The 17,732-nt window shown below is 71.3% G+C and carries 14 protein-coding genes; 9 read left to right on the forward strand and 5 right to left on the reverse strand.

Annotated elements, in window-relative coordinates; translation table 11 throughout:
• The first annotated feature begins 5 nt into the window (after positions 1 to 5).
• From ABZ463_RS03930 to ABZ463_RS03940, 3 genes are all read left to right on the forward strand, one after another.
• On the forward strand, positions 6 to 1,247 hold the full coding sequence (locus ABZ463_RS03930) for an ROK family transcriptional regulator (protein ID WP_352009988.1): 1,242 nt from the start codon (positions 6 to 8) through the stop codon (positions 1,245 to 1,247).
• A gap of 332 nt (positions 1,248 to 1,579) precedes the next feature.
• Positions 1,580 to 3,244 (forward strand): carboxylesterase family protein, encoded by a 1,665-nt coding sequence (locus ABZ463_RS03935; protein ID WP_362772702.1) that lies wholly within the window; start codon positions 1,580 to 1,582, stop codon positions 3,242 to 3,244.
• 255 nt (positions 3,245 to 3,499) lie between these two features.
• Positions 3,500 to 5,158, forward strand: a complete 1,659-nt coding sequence (locus ABZ463_RS03940) for a PQQ-binding-like beta-propeller repeat protein (RefSeq protein ID WP_362772705.1) — start codon at positions 3,500 to 3,502, stop codon at positions 5,156 to 5,158.
• A gap of 86 nt (positions 5,159 to 5,244) precedes the next feature.
• Here ABZ463_RS03940 and ABZ463_RS03945 read toward each other — a convergent pair whose 3' ends face one another.
• Together ABZ463_RS03945 and ABZ463_RS03950 are read right to left on the reverse strand one after the other, a co-directional pair.
• Positions 5,245 to 5,763 (reverse strand): PH domain-containing protein, encoded by a 519-nt coding sequence (locus tag ABZ463_RS03945; protein ID WP_352009993.1) that lies wholly within the window; start codon positions 5,761 to 5,763, stop codon positions 5,245 to 5,247.
• Positions 5,764 to 5,796: 33 nt separating this feature from the next.
• Positions 5,797 to 6,621, reverse strand: coding sequence for a biotin--[acetyl-CoA-carboxylase] ligase (locus ABZ463_RS03950; RefSeq protein ID WP_352009994.1), 825 nt, complete (start codon positions 6,619 to 6,621; stop codon positions 5,797 to 5,799).
• A 109-nt stretch (positions 6,622 to 6,730) separates the two neighbouring features.
• On the opposite strand from ABZ463_RS03950, the gene fdhD reads away from it, so the two are divergent.
• The gene (gene fdhD / locus ABZ463_RS03955) at positions 6,731 to 7,603 is read left to right on the forward strand and encodes a formate dehydrogenase accessory sulfurtransferase FdhD (protein WP_362772710.1); all 873 of its coding nucleotides are present in this window, start codon (positions 6,731 to 6,733) and stop codon (positions 7,601 to 7,603) included.
• Between the two features lie 24 nt (positions 7,604 to 7,627).
• On the opposite strand, the gene ABZ463_RS03960 is transcribed toward fdhD, so the two are convergent.
• From ABZ463_RS03960 to ABZ463_RS03970, 3 genes are all read right to left on the reverse strand, one after another.
• Positions 7,628 to 10,264 (reverse strand): phosphoenolpyruvate carboxylase, encoded by a 2,637-nt coding sequence (locus ABZ463_RS03960; protein ID WP_352009996.1) that lies wholly within the window; start codon positions 10,262 to 10,264, stop codon positions 7,628 to 7,630.
• A 65-nt stretch (positions 10,265 to 10,329) separates the two neighbouring features.
• Positions 10,330 to 11,934 (reverse strand): hypothetical protein, encoded by a 1,605-nt coding sequence (locus tag ABZ463_RS03965; RefSeq protein WP_362772714.1) that lies wholly within the window; start codon positions 11,932 to 11,934, stop codon positions 10,330 to 10,332.
• Positions 11,910 to 12,698, reverse strand: coding sequence for an ABC transporter ATP-binding protein (locus ABZ463_RS03970; protein ID WP_362772717.1), 789 nt, complete (start codon positions 12,696 to 12,698; stop codon positions 11,910 to 11,912). Before ABZ463_RS03970 ends, ABZ463_RS03965 begins: the two co-directional genes overlap by 25 nt.
• A gap of 209 nt (positions 12,699 to 12,907) precedes the next feature.
• Between ABZ463_RS03970 and ABZ463_RS03975 the strand changes: the two genes are divergently transcribed.
• The 5 genes from ABZ463_RS03975 to ABZ463_RS03995 all read left to right on the forward strand — a co-directional run bounded on the left by ABZ463_RS03975 (position 12,908) and on the right by ABZ463_RS03995 (position 17,726).
• Positions 12,908 to 14,500, forward strand: a complete 1,593-nt coding sequence (locus ABZ463_RS03975; RefSeq protein WP_352009999.1) for an acyl-CoA carboxylase subunit beta — start codon at positions 12,908 to 12,910, stop codon at positions 14,498 to 14,500.
• A complete protein-coding gene (locus ABZ463_RS03980; RefSeq protein WP_352010000.1) occupies positions 14,497 to 14,694 on the forward strand; it encodes an acyl-CoA carboxylase epsilon subunit in 198 nt (65 codons plus the stop codon). Before ABZ463_RS03975 ends, ABZ463_RS03980 begins: the two co-directional genes overlap by 4 nt.
• Positions 14,695 to 14,796: 102 nt before the next feature.
• Positions 14,797 to 15,738 carry an NYN domain-containing protein gene (locus ABZ463_RS03985; RefSeq protein WP_352010001.1) on the forward strand — a complete coding sequence of 314 codons (942 nt, stop codon included), beginning with the start codon at positions 14,797 to 14,799 and terminating at the stop codon, positions 15,736 to 15,738.
• A gap of 75 nt (positions 15,739 to 15,813) precedes the next feature.
• Positions 15,814 to 17,223: an AlkA N-terminal domain-containing protein gene (locus ABZ463_RS03990; protein ID WP_352010002.1), complete on the forward strand. Its 1,410-nt coding sequence runs from the start codon at positions 15,814 to 15,816 to the stop codon at positions 17,221 to 17,223.
• Entirely contained in the window at positions 17,220 to 17,726 is a 507-nt protein-coding gene (locus ABZ463_RS03995; RefSeq protein ID WP_352010003.1) for a methylated-DNA--[protein]-cysteine S-methyltransferase, read from the forward strand. Before ABZ463_RS03990 ends, ABZ463_RS03995 begins: the two co-directional genes overlap by 4 nt.
• Positions 17,727 to 17,732: the final 6 nt, after the last annotated feature.

The raw sequence follows: 17,732 nt of genomic DNA on the forward strand, positions 1-17,732 counted from the left end.
CTCGATTGCATGACGACGTCCGTCCCCTGGAACTGCCCCCCACCCAGCGGCACGTCCTGAGTCACACGCTGGGGCACGGGTCGACCACCCGGCCCCGGCTGCTCGCGGCGACGGGCCTGTCGAAGCCGAGCGTCAACGACGCCGTCAGCTCGCTCGAAGGCGCCGGATACGTACGCCGCAACGGCAGGCACGTCCCGGCGACGGGCAAGCCCGCCGTGGTGTTCGAGGCGGCCGAGGAGGTCGGCTGGGCGCTCGGCGTCGACCTGGGCAGCTCCCACATCGAGCTGATGGCCGTCGACCTCGCCGGGACGGACCGCGCGCACGTCTCCGTCACCGAACCCGGCGGTCCCGGGACCGCGCGGCGGCGGGAGCCGTCCGCCTCGGTCGTGGAACGGGCGGTCGAGCAGCTCACCGAGTGGTGCGCCCGGCCCGACCGGCTGCGGCGGCTGCGCGCGGTGACGATCGCCGTCCCGCAGATCGTCGACGCGGGCCGCCGCCAGGTCTCGGCCGCCGACGCCGACCGGGAGCGGGGAGCCGTCGCGGCCCTGCTCCGCGCGCTCGCGGACCACTACGACGGCCCGGTCCGGCTGGAGAACAACGTCAACTGCTCGGCGGTGGCCGAGATGCGGCTTGGGGTCGGCGCCGAGGTGCCGAGCCTGGCCTACCTGCAGCTCGGCGTCGGCGTCGGCGCCGGGATCATCAACGAGGGCCACCTCGTCCGGGGCGCCCACGGCGCGGCGGGTGAGCTCTCCCGGCTGCCGTTCCCCTGGGCCGACGGCGCCGAGCAGGCCTCCCGGTACGCGATGGAGGACCGTCTCGCGGCCTCCCGCCTGGTCGACGCCTACCGGTCGAGTACCCCCGGCGCCCAGGACTCCTCCGTCGGCGACGTGGTGCGGGCGATCCTGGCCGACGTCGCGACCGGCCCCGCCGAGGTGCGGGCCGTCCTCGACGAGTACGTGCGGGACGTGGCCAGGGCGTGTGTCGCGCTGGCGGCCGTCGTCGATCCCGACATCGTGGTGATCGGCGGCGAGATCGGCGACGTCCCCGAGGTCGTCGAGGCGGTCCAGGCCGCTGCCCGGCCGCTGCACGAGTTCCTGGTGGTCTCCGGCAGCGTCATCGGAGAGCTGGCCACCGTCTTCGGCGCGGTCGTCCTCAGTCTTGAGGCGGCACACGCCCGGCTTCTCGGCGAGCACGCGGTGCACGCCGCAGCCGCCGTCGACCGCCTGGGCCCGCGCTCAGACGTCTGACCTGCGGCATCACCCGCCGGGGTGCCCGCGACCCCGTGACCGTCGTCGCCGACCGTGTTCCCCCGCACCACCGACGGCTACCACCGTTGTCATGAAACGGTCAGGATTCCCCTGACCGCTGGTCGATGTGATTCGACCGCTCACCGACGCGGCGGGACCGGTGAGCGCTCCGGGAACGCCGTTCGTCCACCCCGGCACAGCATGCCTGTTCCGTACCATCGGCCCGTCCTATGGTCAGGGTGCCCTCTCGTGTTCATTTGCCCGGCAGATCGAAGTCGGCCCCACCGGCCGATCCCCCCAGCTCTGTTGTCGGTCCCAAAAGGAAACCCAACATGAAGACGAAGAAACGGCACTTCACGTTCACCGTGGGCGTGTCACTCGTCGCGGCTGCCCTGACCCTCACCTCCTCGGTCCCCACCGCTCTGGCCTCCGCCGCGCCGAGCGCTCCGGCGGGCGCGCCGACCGCCGCGGCCCCGCAGACGGCGGCCCCCGACTGTGCCCCCGACACCACCGTGCAGACCGACCAGGGTCCGGTGTGCGGCCTGGTCACCAACGGCGTCAAGTCCTGGCTCAGCGTCCCCTACGCCGCGCCGCCCGTGGGCGAACTGCGCTGGGCGCCGCCCGAACGGCACGCCCCGTGGACGGAGACCCTGCAGGCCACCCAGCGTTCCACGCCCTGCCCGCAGCCCGCGTTCCTCACCCCCGAGACCTTCAACGAGGACTGCCTGAAGCTGAACGTCGCCGCTCCCGCCGACGCGGGCGGCACGCCGCTGGCCGTGATGGTCGAGTTCCACGGCGGCGGGTTCCGGCTCGGCTCCTCCTCCGACGGGACCTACCTGGCCGGCGCGGGCCGTGTCGTCCACGTCAGCGTGGACTACCGGCTCGGCATCCTCGGCTTCCTGGCGCACAAGGCGCTGGGCGCCCGCTCGGGCAACTGGGCGCTGCGCGACCAGCAGGAGGCGCTGCGCTGGGTCCAGCGCAACATCTCCCGGTTCGGCGGCGACCCGCGCAACGTGACCATCTACGGCGCCTCCGCCGGAGGGTCCAGCGTGTGCGCCCACACCACCTCGCCGCTGTCGCGGGGGCTGTTCCAGAAGGGCATCTCGCAGAGCGGCGAGTACAACTCGCTGCGCGGCCACGAGGCCATGTGGCAGACCCAGGACTGCAAGGCCGACCTGCCGACCGAGGCGGAGGCGCAGCAGACGGGCGACCGGTTCGCCGCCGCCGTCGGCTGCGGGGACGCCGCGGACGTGGCCGCCTGCCTGCGCGCGGTGCCCGCCAAGACCCTGCTGGAGAAGGCCGGCGACGGCCTCGGCCCCGACAAGGGCACGCTGGCCCCGATCGTGGACGGCACGGTGCTGCCCCTGTCACCCGCCGAGGCGTTCGCCACCGGCCGGATAAACCGGGTCTCCCTCATGCACGGCGTCGACCGCGACGAGACCCAGCTCCCCGGGGCCAACACCCCGGCGGACTACGAGAGGCTGGTCAAGGAGCAGTACGACACCCTCGCCCCCGAGGTGTTCAAGCGCTACCCGCTGAAGCGCTTCCCCGAGCCCGCGGCGTTCATCGCCTACCGCACCATCGTGGCCGACTCCAACTCCGTCTGCCCCGCCCTGCTGAACGACGAGCGGCTGTCCCGGCACATCCCGGTCTTCGGCTTCCAGGTGGACAACGCCGACGCCCCGCCGCTGTTCTTCCTCGACGCGACCAAGCCGAACGGGTCGTACCACATCAACGAGGTGCCGTTCCTGATCTTCCCCAGGACCGACCTGAGCGGCAACCAGCAGACCTTCGGCAGGCAGCTGGTCTCCCAGTGGACCGGGTTCGCCAAGACCGGCAACCCGACGGTGGACGGCACGCCGTACTGGTCCAGGTACACCCGCTCGCACCCGACGGTCATGTCGCTCGTGCCGGCCGGTGACAGCCAGCTGACCGAGGAGATCGCCAAGCAGCACCACTGCGGCTTCTGGCAGAAGTACGCGGCCTTCACGCGCTGAGCGGCACGCCACAGCCGGTGACCGGACGATCCGACGCACACCTTCCCGTGTACGGCCCGGCTCACCGGCTGTTCGCCCTGCCTCCGCGTGCCGGTTGACCGTCCTCCACCATCGTGCCCGCCCGTCGTAACCGGCCCAAAGGACCGCCCCGGGTCCCGTGGGCCGCACCGAAAGAGGCCGGCCCACGCGACAACCGGCCTCCCCGTTCCCGGTACGGCGCGCCCCGCCGCCGGGACCACACATGGAGAGAAGATCATGGGAACACGTTCCATCCGCAGTGGAAGAGTGCTCAGATCGACCGCGGTCGTCGCCGCGTCGTGCCTGACCCTGCTGCTGAACACGCCTCTCACGGCGAACGCCGCACCCCCCGACGACACCGCGCAGACCACCGAGACACTCGGCGGGGGCGGGCACTCCCTCCCCGGCGACTGGGCGTCCTGGCAGAAGGACCTGAGCGGTTCGCGCTCCAACCCCTTCGAGCGCAGGCTCACCCCGGCCAACGTGGGGCAGCTCAAGCTGAAGTGGGCCTTCGCCTTCCCCAAGAACGCGGGCACACCGCACAGTCAGCCCGCCGTCGTCGGCGACACGATCTACTTCGGCGCTCCGGACGGCCACTTCTACGCCCGGGACGCGCGCACCGGCGCCGCGAAGTGGGACTTCGACCTGAGCACCGTCGGTCCCGCGAGCTTCCGCGCCGTGGTGCAGGACGGGGCCGCCGTCTCCGGGGGCAAGGTCTACTTCGGTGACGGCCGGGGCTACTTCTACGCCCTTGAGCAGCGCACCGGCAAACTGGCCTGGGCCCGGCAGATCGACACCGAGGTCTCCTCCGGCGTGACCAGCTCGCCGATCGTCTTCGGCGGACGCGTCTACGTCGGTGTCTCCAGCGGCCAGAACATCATGGGCAAGACCTTCCCCTGCTGCACCTTCCGCGGCCACATCGACGCGCTGAACGCCGAGACCGGCGAGCAGGTCTGGCGCTACTACACGGTGCCCGAGCCCAAGCAGAACGGCACCTGGCCCAACGGCGTGCCGAGGTACGAGCCGTCCGGGGCGGGTGTGTGGAGCACCCCGGCCATCGACCCGGTCACCCGCACCCTGTACGTCGGGACCGGGCAGAACTACACCGGAAGCGCCGGAAACTACGACTCGGTCCTGGCGCTGGACCTCACGACCGGCAAGGCCCGCTGGACCAGGAAGATGACCGACGTCGACACCTGGCGGATCGAGTGCTCGGCCCGTACCCCCGAGGACAAGCAGTACTGCCCGAACCTCGACCAGGGAACCGCGCTCGACTTCGACCTGGGCGCCGCGCCCAACCTTTTCACGGCCGGTGGCAGGCACCTGGTCGGCATCGGGCAGAAGGCCGGGGTCTACCACGTGCTCGACGCCAGGACCGGAAAGATCGTCTGGCAGCGTCAGCTCTCCGAGCCGATGCCCAGCGGCGGCCTGTCCGGCATCCAGTGGGGTACCAGCTTCGACGGCCGGCGCCTGTACGTCTCGACCTACATGGGCAGGCCGGGCACCCTGTTCGCGATCAACCCGGCCGACGGCCACATCATCTGGAAGACCCCCAACCCGGCGGACGGCTGCACCACCGGTGGTGCCGCGCAGTACCCGAACATCTGCCAGCTCGGCCACGGCCCCGCGGTGACCACCACCCCGGGCCTGGTGTGGCTGGGCAGCATGGACGGCAAGATGCGGGCCTACTCCTCACGCACCGGTGAGGTGCTGTGGACCCACGACACGATCACCGAGGTCCAGGGCGTCAACGGCCTGCCCGGACGCGGTGGCGCCGTCTCCGGAGCGGGCGGCGCGGTCGTCTCGCACGGGATGGTCTACGTCAACTCCGGCTACATGTTCACCCCGTACCCCAACCCCGACCACGGTTCGGTCCTGCTGGCCTTCGGCCTGTGACCCCGATCTCCCTCAAGGGAGTGGGCTCTCCCTGAGGGAAGGGCCGGGGGCCGCACCTCCCCCGGCCCGCCCGTGTGTCCCGGAGCTCAGACAGGGCGGGGTTCGCGGGGTTCCTCGTCGTCGGCTTCGTCCACGGCGCGGAACAGGTCGGCGCGTACGTCCTGGATGTTCGGGATGTCGCGCAGCGTGACGTGTCCCTGCTCCCCCGCCGACTCGACGTTGAGCGTGCCGCAGCCGAACAGCCGTTCGAGCAGGGTCTGGTCGGCGCTGACCGTGTTGACCTTGGTCATCGGGATGTCCTCGGTCGACTTGTTCAGCACCCCTCTGCTGATGGCCAGCCGGTGCGAGGTCAGCACGTAGGTGGTGTTCTTCCACTGCAGGTACGGCACGAACGACCACACCGTCAGCAGCCCCACCGCGATCACCGCGACGGCGATGCGCGCGTAGCCGTCGTAGGCGAAGACCGGCATGAAGAAGATCCCGGCGCCGGACCCCAGAACGATGAGGACCAGCGCGAGGAACGGCGTGACGAGGCGCTTCCAATGGGGGTGGAACGTGCGGATGCGCAGTTCCCCCTCCGCCAGGTGGTGATCAGCGAGACCCATGGGGCAAATCGTGGCACGTCCCGACCCCGTTAGTCACGGGAGGTGCGGACGCACGTGCACGACGTCTCCCGCGCTCAGCGTGTGCGTGCTCCCCTGCGACTCGACGAGCAGATGTCCCGCCCCGTCGACGCCGACGGCGCGCCCGGTGAGCACCCGCTCGCCCGGCAGCTCGACCCGGACGTCGCGGCCGACCGTCGCGCTGAGCCCCAGATAGGCCGCCCGCAGCCCGCACGCGTCGGCGTCGCCGTCCGCCCGCGACCACTCGTGGTAGTGGGTCTCGATCTCCCGCAGCACCGCCCTGATCAGCGGGTCGCGGTCGACGCAGGCGGCCTCCTCGATCGCCAGCGAGGTCGCGGTCTCGACGGGCAGTTCCTCCGCGCGGATGCTCACGTTGAGCCCGACGCCCACGACCACCGCGCCGTCCACCCGCTCGGCGAGCACCCCGGCGAGCTTGCGCTCCCCGACCAGCAGGTCGTTCGGCCACTTCAGGCGGGCCTCGACCTCGGCGATCCTGCGGACGGCCGAGGCCGCGGCCAGGCCGACGAGCAGCGGCAGCCAGCCCTGCCGCGACGGCGACGGCTCGGGGCGCAGGAGCACCGAGAAGGCCAGCCCGGACCGGGGCGGCGCGCTCCAGACGCGGCCGAGCCTGCCGCGGCCCGCGGACTGCGCCTCCGCGACGACGACGGTTCCCTGTGGGGCGCCGTCGCGTGCGGCCTGGGCGAGGTCGGCGTTCGTCGAGCCGGTCCTGCCGACGACGGTGATGTCCGACCACAGACCGCCGGGACGGACCAGGGCGCGGGTGAGCGCCGTCTGGGACAGCGGCGGGCGGTCGAGATCGGAGAAGGGCGAGTCGAGCACCCGTCCATCTTCCCTCCCCAGGCGACCATCCGTTACCGAAGCAGGGCGATGAGCAGGCAACACCGGGGCGGTGACGACGACGCACGCCTGGAGCGCCAGGATGGGAACCATGAACGAAGACTCACGTCATCCGGTGCCCGGAGGGGTCGTCCGGCGCCCCGGCCCCAGCACCAGGACCCGGGTCAGGGAGGTGGCCGGCGGGGTCGTGCGGGACAGGCGTGACGACCTGGCGACCGAGGAGCCGCTGGAGATCAGGGTCCAGTCGGACGGCGCGCGCCGTACGGTGGCGATCACCATGCGGACGCCGGGGGCCGACTTCGAGCTGGCGGCCGGGTTCCTGCACGGCGAGGGCCTGGCCTCGGCGGCGGAGATCGTCTCCATCGCCTACTGCACGGACGAGGACGTGGCGCCCGAGGCCCGCTACAACACCGTCACGGTACGGCTGCGCGGCCCGCTGCCCGACCTGCCCTCCCTCGACCGGCACTTCGTGACGTCGAGCGCCTGCGGCGTCTGCGGCAGCGCCAGCCTGGACGCGCTGCGCGACCGGTGCGCCCCGCTGCCCGCCGGTGACGTGCGGGTCTCCCCCGAGACCCTGTACGGCCTGCCGGAGAGCCTCAGACGGGCACAGGGCGTGTTCGGCAAGACCGGGGGGCTGCACGCCGCCGGGCTGTTCACCCCGGAGGGCGACCTGGTGGCGCTGCGCGAGGACGTGGGACGGCACAACGCGCTGGACAAGCTGGTCGGCTGGGCCCTGATGAAGGGCATGACGCCGCTGACCGAGCACGTCCTGATGGTGAGCGGGCGCACCAGCTACGAGATCACGCAGAAGGCGCTGAGCGCGGGCGTCCCGGTCGTCTGCGCCGTCTCCGCCCCCTCCTCCCTGGCCGTCGACCTGGCCAGGGAGTTCGGGATGACACTGGTCGGCTTCCTGCGTGAGGAGCGTTTCAACCTCTACGCGGGTGCCGAGCGGGTGACCGGGTGAGGACCCGGTCACCCGCTCGAACGGTCAGCCGGTGTTCTGCAGGCCCGCGGCCACGCCGTTGACCGACAGCAGCAGGAGCGTGGACAGCCGCTCGCGCTCCTCCTCGGTCAGGGTGTCGCCGGAGCGCAGGGCGGACAGGGCGCGCAGCTGCAGGTGCGAGAGCGCGTCCACGTACGGGTCGCGGAGCTGGACCGCGCGGGAGAGCACCCTGCGGTTCTCCAGCAGGCGGCTGTGGCCGGTCACCTCAAGGGCCAGACGGCGGGTGCGGTCGTACTCGGTGAGCACCTGCTCGACGAAGTCGTCCCGTCCGCCGAGGGCGAGGTAGCGGGCCGCGATGTCCCGGTCGGTCTTGGCCAGCGACATCTCCACGTTGTCCAGCAGCGAGGCGAACAGCGGCCACTCGCGGTAGGCGGCGCGCAGCTCGTCGATGCCCGACTTGGCGACTGCCGCCTCAAGGCCGCTGCCCAGGCCGTACCAGCCGGGCAGGTTGACCCGGGTCTGCGCCCAGGAGAACACCCACGGGATGGCCCGCAGGTCGTCCAGGGACCTGGGCGCGCCGAGGCCGCGCCTGGCGGGGCGGGAGCCGAGGCGCAGCAGGCCGAGCTCCTCAAGCGGGCTGACCAGGGAGAACCACTCGGGGAAGCCGGAGGCCTCGGTCAGCGACCGGTAGGCCCGCTCCGAGGCGGAGGCGACCTGCTCGGCGAGGCCGCGGAAGCGTCCCGCCGCCTTGGCCGTACGGTCCTCGATGGTCGGGGTCGAGGCGAGCAGCACCGCCGAGGTGACCTGCTCCATGTGGCGGCGGGCGATGGCGGCGTGGCCGTAGCGGGCGAAGATGACCTCACCCTGCTCGGTGACCTTGAACCTGCCTCCGACGGAACCGGGCGCCTGGGCGAGCACGGCGCGGTTGGCGGGACCGCCGCCCCGGCCCAGGGCGCCGCCCCTGCCGTGGAAGAGCGTCAGCCGTACGTCGTGTTCCGCGGCCCAGGCGGTCAGCGCCTCCTGCGCCTCGTACAGCTTCAGCGTCGCGGCGGCCGGGCCGAGTTCCTTGGCGGAGTCGGAGTAGCCGAGCATGACCTCAAGCCGGCGGCCGTTGACCGCGAGCCTGTCCTGGATGCCGGGGATGTCCAGCATGCCGGACAGTACGGCGGGCGCGTTGGCCAGGTCGGCGCCCGACTCGAACAGCGGGACCACGTCGAGGCTGGGCGCCCGATCTCCCAGGGCGTGCCCGGCCAGCGTGTAGACGGCGGCGACGTCGTCCGCGGAACGGGTGAAGGAGACCACGTAGCGGGAGCAGGCGGTCGTGCCGAACCGCTCCTGGATCCAGCCGATCGTCCTGATGGTGGCCAGGACCTCGTCGGTGCGCTCCGAGGTACGGCCCTCGGCCAACTCGGCCAGCGCCTGGGCGTGGACCTGCGAGTGCTGGCGCACCTCAAGCTCGGCCAGGTGGAAGCCGAACGTCTCCACCTGCCAGACGAGGTGCTGCAGCTCGCCGTAGGCCTGCCGGGACGCCTTGGCGGCGACCAGCGACTCCTGGGCCAGGCGCAGGTCGGCCAGCAGCTCCTCCGGAGAACGGTAGGCCAGGTCGAGGCCGCGCTTCCTGGTCGCCGCGATCCTGGCGGCGACGAACAGCAGCCACTGCCGGTGCGGTTCCTGCGGCGAACGGGTGGCCATCTCCGAGACCAGCTCGGGGTGGTCGTTCTCCGCCGCGTACAGCGCGGCCCGCAGCTCCGCGGAGGCGGGCGCGTAGGAGGAGGTCAGGGTGAGCGACCTGCCGATCCTGAGCGCGGCGTTCTCCAGCGCGATCAGCACGTGCTCCGACTGGATGAGCACGGCGTCCCTGGTCACCTTGGCGGTGACGTTGGGGTTGCCGTCGCGGTCGCCGCCGATCCAGCTCCCGTAGCGGATGAAGGCCCTGGCCAGCGGCTCACGGGTGCCGGTGCCCTCGCCGAGCGCGGCGTCCAGCGAGCGGTAGACCAGCGGCACGACCCGGAACAGCGTCTCGTCGAAGGCGGCCATGGCGGTGCGCACCTCGTCGAGCGGGTCGAGCTTGGTCGACCTGAGCTGCGCGGTCCGCCACAGCAGGTCGATCTCCTCAAGGAGCCGCCGCCGGGTCTCGGCCCGTTCGGCCGCGCCCCGGTCGGGACTGTTGTAGGCGGCGAGCCTGCCGCTGATCCGCTGGATCGCGGTGACGACCGCGCGCCTGCGGGCCTCGGTCGGGTGCGCGGTCAGCACCGGGTGCAGCCGCAGCCCCTCGACCAGCTCGGCGACGCGCTCACCGCCCAGTTCCTGTACGGCCTGCGCGATGGACTCCGGCAGCGGTTCCTCCCCTGTGTCACGGACACGGAGGGTGCGGATCCTGAAATGCTCCTCGGCGAGGTTCGCCAGGTGGAAGTAGCAGGTGAAGGCGCGGGCGATCAGCACTGCCCTGTCGACCGGCCACTGCGCGACCATCTCGGTGATCTCGTCGCCGGAGACCTTCCCGCGACGGGCGTCGATGACGGCCTTGCGAAGGCGTTCGACGTCGGCGAGCAGGTCGTCGCCTCCGTGCTCGGCGATCACCTGCCCCAGGAGCCCACCGAGCAGCCGCACATCCGCGCGGAGCTCGTCGGGCATCTCGGTGACAGCGGATGAACGTTCTGCGGTGTTCGCGATAGCGGACATAATCGTCAGCGTAGTCAGTCCGAATTCTTCACCGCAGACCGGTCCCACCTATTGGACTAGACCAATCAACCCCCTCGGGAGACGGCCCCCACGAGCTCCGGATACCTGCGGAAACCGACGCTCCCCGCCATTCTCCGTCCCGCCCACGCGACCAGCAGTCCGTACGGCACCGCCAGCACGCTGACCCAGGTGGCGCCGAGCAGGACGGGCACGACGACGGGCAGCGACAGCAGGCCGCCGCCGATCATCGCGCCGAAGGAGGCCACGAAGGCGAGGCCGCCCTGTCCCGGCACCGCGCCGGTGAAGGCGTTGAGCCGCTCCGGCACCGAGTACGGCACCAGCACGCTCGTCAGGGCGCCGACCCCGAGCCCGACGCCCAGGACGCCCCAGCCGCTGAGCGCTCCGGGGATCGCCAGCATCGGGTCACCGGCCAGCAGGGAGGCGATCACGGCCACCAGGGCGAGCAGCGGCACGGCGATCGTCGCGACGGCCAGGTGCCGCCCGGCCAGGTCGGTCCGCCAGTCTCCGCCGGTGCCGTAGACCACGGCGTTCATCCACAGCGAGCGGCCGTCGATGCCGAAGGAGTTGGCCGACTGCAGGGCGATCATCACCGCGCCCAGGCAGGCCGGGCCGACCACCAGGCCGGCACCGCCCATCCCCTCTCCCCTGCTCAGGGAGAAGGCCATGATGCCGGTGACCACAAGGGAGGTGAACCAGACGACCCTGCCCCTGGGGTCGCGGCGGGCGTACTTCAGCTCCTTGGTCGCGACCGCGGCGAGCTGCCCGTCCGGCAGGAACCTGGCGAGCAGGCCCCGGGAGTTGCGCACCGAGGCGCCCTGGGTCGAGGCGTCCGGGGTGACCAGCGCCCTGCGCAGCGCGGCGATCCACAGCCGCCCGATCACCAGCACCAGTACGGCCAGCACCAGCAGTTCGGCGACGGCGACCAGGCCGCCGTCCGCGACGGCGTGGGCGGCCAGGCCCGGCGGGGTCCAGCGCAGCACCGAGGCCACGGCGTGCAGCATCCGCCCCGGGTCGGCGGAGAAGCCGCCGTTGAGCACCAGGTTGGGGATCTGCCCGGCCAGGACGAACAGGACGACGGAGACGGCGAGCACGTCGCGTCCCCTGCGGGTGCGCATGACGCCGGACAGGGAGGTGGTGACCAGCCGTGAGGTGACGATGCACAGCGCGAACTGCAGCAGCACCGCGACGACCCCGAGGAGCACTCCGCCGATCCCGCTCGCGATGCCGACGACCGCGCCGGACATGACGATCAGCGCGGAGATCGGCCAGACACCGGTGATCGAGGCGGCGAACATCCCGGCCGCGAGCCTGCCGGTGGTCAGCGGCAGCAGCGCCAGGCGCGACGGGTCGAGCGTGTCGTCGAGACCGAAGACCAGCAGCGGCCCGATGGCCCAGCACACCACGAAGACGGTGAACAGCACCACCCCGACGTCGGCCGCGATCTCGGCGGGGGCGAACCGCAGCGCGGAGACCCCGACGAAGCCGAGACCGGCGACGACCACGGCGGCGAGCACGGTGAAGACGAACCCGGCGACACGCGCGCCGTTGCCGCGCAGGTTCCCGGCGATCAGCCTGAGCTTGAGCCGTACGAAGAGCATGGGGCCGACCCGCGCGGCCCGTTCGTTCACGCCGAGGTCGCGCCCAGCCATGACAGACCCTCCCCTCCGCCGTCGCCGTGTCCGTGGCCGCCCGCGCCGACCAGCCCGAGGAAGGCCTCGTTGAGGCTGCGTCCCGCGCGGACCTGGTCCAGCGGCCCCTGGGCGACGATCTGGCCCCTGCTCATCACGGAGACCCAGTCGCACAGGCGCTCGACGAGGTCCATGACGTGGCTGGAGAAGACGACGGTCGCGCCGGACTCGGTGTAGCGCCGCAGGACCTCGGTCAGTGTGTTGGCGCTGACCGGGTCGACGCCCTCGAAGGGCTCGTCGAGGAAGAGCACCCTGGGGTTGTGCAGCAGGGCGGAGGCCAGGCCGATCTTCTTGCGCATGCCGGTGGAGTAGTCGACGACGAGCTTGTCCGCCGACTCCGTCAGGTCCATGACCCGCAGCAGTTCCTCGGCCCTGCGTTCGACCTCGGCCTTGGGGATGCCCCTGAGCTGGCCGTTGTAGGACAGCAGTTCCCTGCCGGACAGGCGTTCGAACAGGCGCAGCCCCTCGGGCAGCACACCGATACGGGCCTTGACCTGGACCGGGTCGCGCCAGACGTCGAGGCCGTCGATGTGGATGGCGCCGCCGTCCGGGCGGAGCAGACCGGTGACCATGCTGAGCGTGGTCGTCTTGCCCGCGCCGTTCGGACCGACCAGTCCGGCGAAACTGCCGCGGGGCACGACGAGATCGACACCGCCGACGGCCACCTGCTGCCCGAATCTCTTGAAGAGCTGTTGTGTTCGTACCGCTTCGGCGCTGTCCATCATGACCTCTATTTTGCCAGAATTAACCTTTTGGAAGTCATACCTCCCAGCTCAGAACGGTCCGGGACCCCTCTGGGTTCCGGGATCACCGGAGGGCTACCCTGCTGGAAACGAGCGGGGAAAGCGCCCGCGCGCCCGGGAACGTCAGGCCGCACAACGGCCGCCACGCCCGGACGCGCCTGTCACGAACGCAGCGAGGAGTGAAGGACCCGATGAGCGCCGAGCCGACAGCCCCGGGGATCGACATCCACACGACCGCGGGCAAGCTCGCCGACCTGGAACGCCGCCTGGACGAGGCGGCTCACGCCGGTTCGGCGCGCGCGGTCGACAAGCAACACGCCAAAGGCAAGATGACGGCCAGGGAGCGTGTGCTCTCCTTCCTGGACGAGGGCAGCTTCGTCGAGTTCGACGAACTGGCCAGGCACCGTTCGACCAACTTCGGCCTCGACCGCGAGAGGCCGTACGGCGACGGCGTGGTGACCGGGCACGGCACGGTCGACGGCAGGCCGGTGGCGATCTTCGCCCAGGACTTCACCGTGTTCGGCGGCTCCCTCGGCGAGGTCTTCGGCGAGAAGATCGTCAAGGTCATGGACCACGCCCTGAAGACCGGCTGCCCGGTGGTCGGCATCAACGACTCCGGCGGGGCGCGCATCCAGGAGGGCGTCGTCTCCCTGGGCCTGTACGCCGAGATCTTCAAGCGGAACGTGCACGCCTCCGGCGTCGTCCCGCAGATCTCGCTGGTCATGGGCCCGTGCGCGGGCGGCGCGGTCTACTCCCCCGCGCTCACCGACTTCGTGCTGATGGTGTCGGAGAAGTCGCACATGTTCATCACCGGCCCCGACGTCATCAGGACGGTCACCGGCGAGGAGGTGACGTTCGAGGAACTCGGCGGCGCGCACACGCACAACTCCAGGTCGGGCGTGGCGCACTACGAGGCCGTCGACGAGGCCGACTGCCTGGAGTTCGCCAGGGCGCTGCTGTCCTACCTGCCCTCGAACAACCTGGACGAGGCCCCGGTGCTGGACGCGGAGCCGGTCCTGGAGACCACCGACGAGGACAGGGAGCTGGACACGCTGATCCCCGACTCGGCGAACCAGCCGTACGACATGCACACCGTCGTCGAGCACGTGCTCGACGACGGCGAGTTCCTTGAGGTGCACGCGCTGTTCGCGCCGAACATCCTGGTGGGTTTCGGCCGGGTCGAGGGACGTTCGGTAGGGATCGTCGCCAACCAGCCGATGAGTTTCGCCGGGACGCTGGACATCGCGGCCTCCGAGAAAGCCGCCAGATTTGTCCGTACTTGTGATGCCTTTAACATTCCCGTTCTTACTTTTGTGGACGTACCGGGATTCCTTCCGGGAACTGATCAAGAATGGAACGGGATCATCCGCCGCGGGGCCAAACTGTTGTACGCCTACGCCGAGGCGACCGTCCCACTGGTCACCGTGATCACCCGCAAGGCGTACGGCGGCGCCTACGACGTCATGGGCTCCAAGCACCTGGGCGCGGACGTCAACCTGGCCTGGCCGACCGCGCAGATCGCGGTGATGGGCGCCCAGGGCGCGGTCAACATCCTCTACCGGCGTGAGCTGGCCTCGGCCGCCGATCCCGACGCCGAGCGGGCCAGATTCGTCACCGAGTACGAAGACACCCTCGCCAACCCGTATCTCGCGGCCGAACGAGGGTATGTGGACGCCGTGATCCGCCCGTCCGACACCCGAGTCCAGGTCGTCAGGGCCCTGCGCGCCCTGCGCAACAAGCGAACGGTCCTGCCCCCCAAGAAGCATGGGAACATCCCGCTATGACACACCTGAAGATCGTTCATGGAGAAGCGACACAGGAGGAGGTCGTCGCGCTGGTGGTCGCCCTCGCCGCACGGACGGCCCCGGCGGCGAAAGCAGTACCAAAGCGCGAAAATTGGCGTAATCCCTCACACCGCATGCGAAAGTATCTGCCCACCGGACATGGTGCTTGGAGATCAAGCGGACTGCCTCGTTAGATCCATGGAACGGGGTGTCAAGTTGCACGAGACTTGGGACTATCTAAGAAATGGGCGCATATAGTCAGCCCGATCAGTGAGTTCCGAGGCCTGGAGGACGAGATGACCATCCTGGACCTCACAACGCATCCCGTCGCCGCCAAGTACGCCGTCCTCGTGGACGTCGGCTATCTCTACGCGGCGGCGGGAGAGGTCCTCCTGGGCGCCAAGGAGCGCAAGGAGTACCGCGTCGCCGCCGACGAACTCATCCAGGCGCTGCAGAAGCACGCCGAGGCGCGCATCCACGGCGAGCTGCTGCGGATCTACTGGTACGACGCCGCCAGAGACCGGGTGCCGACCGTCGACCAGCGCGTCATCGCCCAGCTTCCCTGGGTCAAGGTCCGGCTCGGCAACCTCAACGCCCGCGGCCAGCAGAAAGGCGTGGACGCCCAGATCAGGAGCGACCTGGAGGCCCTGGCCAGGCACCACGCGGTGAGCGACACCATCCTGCTGGCCGGGGACGAGGACATGGTCCCCGCCGTCGAGGCGGCCCAGGCCTACGGCGTGCGCATCCACCTGTGGGGCGTCGAGCCGCCCTACGGCACCAACCAGGCCGAGCGCCTGGTCTGGGAGTCCGACACCGTCGAGATCATCAGCGCCGACTTCCTGCGCTCCTTCTTCAGCCGCGCCCCCGCGCCCGTCCCCGTCCCGGTGCCGCCGGTGACGCCCTCCCCGGCCCAGGTCTTCGCCGGCCGTACCGCCGCCAAGCCGAAGGCCCCCGCCGGTCAGCCCGCCAAGCTCGGGCCGAGCCGCCCCCGGGTCGAGGACGTCGGCGAGCACGTGGCCCAGAAGTGGATCCTCACCCGGGGCCGCGACAACATCCGCGACCTGCTGCCCGGCCCGATCCTGCCCACGGTCATCGACACCGAGCTGCTCATCGAGGCCGAGAAGGAGCTGGGCCACTCCCTGCGCCCCTACCCAGAGGCCAGGGTCTGGCTGCGCGACGGCTTCTGGGCCAGGGTCTACCGCGAGTTCGAGATCGGGGTCGGCATCTCCTCGAAGTGATCTCCCCGCGGTGATCCACGGTCACGTCCGAATCCCGCCGGTCACACCCTCTACGCTGCTCATATCGTTGAGGACATGTCCGTCGCAGAGCTTGACTTCGACTCCTGTTACCGCGCGGTGACCGCCAGGGACGCCCGGTTCGACGGGCGGTTCTACACAGCTGTCACCTCCACCCGCATCTACTGCAGGCCCATCTGCCCCGCCCGCACACCCGCCTCGCGCAACGTGCGCTTCTACCGCCACGCCGCCTCCGCCGAGGCGGCCGGGTTCCGGCCGTGCAAACGCTGCCGCCCCGAGCTCAGCCCCGGAGACCCCGGCTGGGACCACCGGGGCGACCTGATCGGCAGGGCACTGCGGCTGATCGACGAGGGCGTGGCCGACGACGGCGGGGTCGCCAGGCTGGCCGGTCGCCTGCACATCACCGAACGGCACCTGCACCGCCTGTTCACCACCGAGATCGGCGTCGGTCCACTGGCCGTCGCCAGGACGAAACGCCTGCTGCTGGCCAAACAGCTGCTCACCGAGACCGGCCTGCCGATCACCGACGTGGCCTTCGCCTCCGGCTTCGGCAGCGTGCGCCAGTTCAACGCCACCATGAAGGAGACGTACGGCTTCACGCCCGGCGAGCTGCGGGCGACCGCGAGCAGGGACGGGGGCAGGAACGGGGGCAGGGCCGTGGCCGACACCTCGCTGACGCTGCGGCTGCACCGGCGCGAGCCGTACGACTCGCGGGCGCTGCTGCGGTTCCTGCGGGCCAGGGCGATCCCCGGCCTGGAGACCGTCGACGAGACCTCCTACAGCAGGGTGGTCCCCGGCGGTGCCGTCACCCTCACCCCGTTGCCCGGCCACGTGCGGCTCGATGTCGAACTCGACGACACCCGGGGGCTTGCCCGCGTCGTGGCCCGCTGCCGCCGTCTGCTCGACCTCGACGCCGATCCGCAGGCCATCGCCGACGCGCTCGGGGGGACCTCCCTGGGCCCGCTGGTCACCGCCAACCCGGGCCTGCGGGTGCCCGGCGCGTGGGACGGCTTCGAGGTCGCCGTGCGCGCCGTGGTCGGCCAGCAGATCTCCGTCGCGGGCGCCCGTACCCTGCTGGGCAGGATCGTCGCTCGCGCGGGCCACGGGGGCGTGCTGTTCCCGGCCCCCGGCGAGCTGCTCGAAGCCGACCTCGAAGGGCTCGGGCTGACCGGGCGGCGGGTCGCCACGCTCAGGGCGCTCGCCGCGTGCGTCGCCGAGGGCGAGATCGACCTGGACGGCGCGCAGGAACCCGCCCAGGTCGTCTCCCGGCTGCTGCCGCTGCCCGGCATCGGGCCGTGGACGGCGAGCTACGTGGCGCTGCGGGCGCTGCGCGACCCGGACGCCTGGCCCGACGGCGACCTGGTGCTGCGCAGGACCATGGCCCGCCTGGACATCCCCGAAGATCACATCGAGCGGTGGCGGCCCTGGCGGGCCTACGCCGCGCTACACCTCTGGAGCGCCGCATGACCGTCGAGGCACAGGTCCTCCCCACCCCCATCGGCCCGCTGGCGCTGCTCGCGCGCGAGGGCGTCGTCGTGGCGGCCGGTTTCACCGCCGACCCCCAGGAGATGTTCGTACGGCTCCCGCCCGCCCTCAGGGCCCTCGACCTGGTCGTCACCGACGACCTGGGCCTGCCCGCGCGGGCCGTACGGGACTATCTGGACGGCGACCTCAAGGCCCTCGACAGCGTCGAGGTGACGCAGCCCGGCACCCCGAAACGGCAGCGGCTGCTCGACGCCCTGCGGCAGGTCCCGCCCGGCGTCACGGTCAGCTACGCCGAGCTGGCCGAACGGGCGGGGCTGCCCAGGACTGCGGCCAGGGCCGCGGGGGGCGCCTGCGCGCAGAACCTGATCGCCCCGTTCGTGCCGTGCCACCGCGTCCTGCCCTCGACCGGCGGCTTCGGCGGTTACTACTACGGCGTCCCGGTCAAGCGGTGGCTGCTCACCCATGAGGGCGCCCTCCTGCCCTGACCGGCC

Origin of the sequence: Streptosporangium sp. NPDC020145, from assembly GCF_040631275.1 — a bacterium.
GTDB lineage: Bacteria > Actinomycetota > Actinomycetes > Streptosporangiales > Streptosporangiaceae > Streptosporangium.

Coding starts and splice junctions, on each gene's coding strand:
- ABZ463_RS03935 (WP_362772702.1), top strand. CDS start 1,580: ATGAAGACGAAGAAACGGCACTTCACGTTCACCGTGGGCGTGTCACTC.
- ABZ463_RS03940 (WP_362772705.1), top strand. CDS start 3,500: ATGGGAACACGTTCCATCCGCAGTGGAAGAGTGCTCAGATCGACCGCG.
- ABZ463_RS03945 (WP_352009993.1), bottom strand. CDS start 5,763: ATGGGTCTCGCTGATCACCACCTGGCGGAGGGGGAACTGCGCATCCGC.
- fdhD (WP_362772710.1), top strand. CDS start 6,731: ATGAACGAAGACTCACGTCATCCGGTGCCCGGAGGGGTCGTCCGGCGC.
- ABZ463_RS03960 (WP_352009996.1), bottom strand. CDS start 10,264: ATGTCCGCTATCGCGAACACCGCAGAACGTTCATCCGCTGTCACCGAG.
- ABZ463_RS03965 (WP_362772714.1), bottom strand. CDS start 11,934: ATGGCTGGGCGCGACCTCGGCGTGAACGAACGGGCCGCGCGGGTCGGC.
- ABZ463_RS03970 (WP_362772717.1), bottom strand. CDS start 12,698: ATGATGGACAGCGCCGAAGCGGTACGAACACAACAGCTCTTCAAGAGA.
- ABZ463_RS03975 (WP_352009999.1), top strand. CDS start 12,908: ATGAGCGCCGAGCCGACAGCCCCGGGGATCGACATCCACACGACCGCG.
- ABZ463_RS03980 (WP_352010000.1), top strand. CDS start 14,497: ATGACACACCTGAAGATCGTTCATGGAGAAGCGACACAGGAGGAGGTC.
- ABZ463_RS03985 (WP_352010001.1), top strand. CDS start 14,797: ATGACCATCCTGGACCTCACAACGCATCCCGTCGCCGCCAAGTACGCC.
- ABZ463_RS03990 (WP_352010002.1), top strand. CDS start 15,814: ATGTCCGTCGCAGAGCTTGACTTCGACTCCTGTTACCGCGCGGTGACC.
- ABZ463_RS03995 (WP_352010003.1), top strand. CDS start 17,220: ATGACCGTCGAGGCACAGGTCCTCCCCACCCCCATCGGCCCGCTGGCG.